At 68.0% G+C, this 1,577-nt stretch carries 1 protein-coding gene and 1 pseudogene; both read right to left on the reverse strand.

What is annotated here, in order from left to right; all coding sequences use genetic code 11:
- Positions 1 to 48: 48 nt before the first annotated feature.
- Positions 49 to 570 (reverse strand): DUF2778 domain-containing protein, encoded by a 522-nt coding sequence (locus LPZ50_RS24735; RefSeq protein WP_230665477.1) that lies wholly within the window; start codon positions 568 to 570, stop codon positions 49 to 51.
- Positions 560 to 1,489, reverse strand: a pseudogene (tssG, locus tag LPZ50_RS24740) (type VI secretion system baseplate subunit TssG); the annotation flags it as partial. The pseudogene tssG and the gene LPZ50_RS24735, both read right to left, overlap by 11 nt.
- Positions 1,490 to 1,577: the final 88 nt, after the last annotated feature.

A 1,577-nucleotide genomic window follows, 5' to 3' on the forward strand; every position in this document is an offset into this window, starting at 1 on the left:
GCCGCGGCGCCGCCCGCCATGGCCAGCGCGGCCGCCAGCCGCAGGAATCTATTCGACAAGCGTGCCTCCGTTGGTCGCGCGGTCGCCCAGATACTCGACCTTGATGATCATAGTGGCCTTCCGGGTGCCGCGGGCGTAGGTGCGCAGCAGGGGGAAGATGCGGCCTTCGACTTCGATGCAGCCATGGCTGTAGCCCTTGGTGGAATCATGCAGGTAGAACCCGCCGCGGATCGGCGCGCAGCGGTTGCGCGTAGCGGCATCGGCGGGTTCGAGCCGCGCCCGGTTGGAACCCCAATTGACCCAGAATTCCTCGCACTCGCCCGCCACGGGGCCACGCGGAATCGACTGTATGCCCCACGCCGGCTTCAGATTGCAGACGCCGCGGCCGTCGTCCTGGGCCGCTCCCTGGTCGGCCAGGTAGACCTTGTAGAAACCCGGCGGCACGGGCCCGCTTTCCGGCGTGCAGAACTCGCTGGGCACCTGGAACCCGGGCAGCCCGCTGGTGGCGCGAAAGTTGCCATGGCCGGGCCAGCGCAGCTGTTGCCCGTCGTAAATCATGTCATGCGTCACGAGTCGTCTCCTGTAATGGCTTGCGGGTCGCGGCCGCGCGGCGCGCACTTCGTTCACGTCCTTCGTAATCCAGCAGCAGGTCGCGGGCATCGCCCTGCTCGGGCCGGCGCTTGCCCAGCCACGACGACAGGCCCAGCGGCTGCCGCATGCCCAGCTTGATGCCGCGCACCTCCTGCCGCTTCAGCACGGGCCGCACGTCCCAGGCCAGTTCCACACCGATGTAGTCGCGCACCCAGTGCGTCAATTGCCGCGCGCGCGCGCCGCCGGGCAGGAAGCTGGCATAGTCGGCCCGGCCCAGCGGGCCCAGCTCGATGCGGAACTTGTGCTGGGCGTCGCGCACGGCGTTGCCCAGGATCGTGTCGCGGCCCAGTCCCAGCGCACCGCCCAGTCCCAGGCGCTGCGACGGTTCCAGGCGTATCCATTGCGGCACGAACTCGGCAATGCGCACGGGCACCGAGAAAAAATTCTGCAGGATCTGCTTCAGGCCCTCGGGATTGCGCGTCTGCCGCAGCAGATGGCCCGCCATGTAGAACTTCGCATGGTCCATGACCGTATCGCGCCGCAGCATCGACGGCACCCCCATGTGCAGCAGGCTGGCCACATAGCGGGTGAAACGTTCTTCCTTGCGGTCCAGGCTGACGGTGCTTTGCGCATCGGCCCAGGCCCGGTAGAACAGCAGGATCAGGCGGTGATGGAATACGTCCGCGAACGCCGACAGCGTGTTGTCGCCGTAATGGTGCATGCGTTCGCGCGCGTATTCGGTCAGGTGCAGGGGCAAGGGGCCGTTGGGCCCGAACAGTCCGAAGCTGTATATCGACAGTTCGGGCGGCCGTCCATTGCGCGCCGGCCGTGCGGCGGCCAGCGTCGAGGGCGCGAAGGCCATCGACGGTTCCTGGCGCAGGCGCACGGGCTCGTTGCGCGCCACGGTATCGCGGCGCCAGCTGGAAGACGTACATAACGGGCATGCCGACCTTGCGCTGCTGGTGGGGCCGCTTTACGACGCGCGC

Source organism: Bordetella petrii (genome assembly GCF_020991325.1).
GTDB lineage: Bacteria > Pseudomonadota > Gammaproteobacteria > Burkholderiales > Burkholderiaceae_B > Bordetella_A > Bordetella_A petrii_E.